The organism is Mesorhizobium sp. M7A.F.Ca.MR.148.00.0.0, assembly GCF_003997735.1.
Taxonomy (GTDB): domain Bacteria; phylum Pseudomonadota; class Alphaproteobacteria; order Rhizobiales; family Rhizobiaceae; genus Mesorhizobium.
Map to the genome: position 1 here is coordinate 1 of NZ_RZTB01000629.1, position 253 is coordinate 253.

Annotated in this window: 1 pseudogene; it reads left to right on the forward strand. The window is 64.4% G+C overall.

Going from position 1 to position 253, the window contains the following annotated elements:
* Nucleotides 1-253, forward strand: a pseudogene (locus EOB49_RS35595) (Zn-dependent hydrolase); the annotation flags it as partial.

The following is a 253-nucleotide window of genomic DNA, read 5'->3' on the forward strand; positions in this document are numbered from 1 at the left end:
TCGAACTGCATATCGAACAGGGTCCGATCCTCGAGGACGAAGATATCGACATCGGCGTCGTCACTCATGGCCAGGGCCTGAAGTGGCTCCAGGTGACGCTGACCGGCAGGGAGGCACATACCGGCTCGACCCCGATGCCCAAGCGCCGCAATGCCGGGCTCGGCATGGCCCGGGTGATCGAACTGGTGCATGAGATCGCCATGGACTACCAGCCGGACGCCGTCGGCGCGGTCGCCCACATGGAGGTCTATCC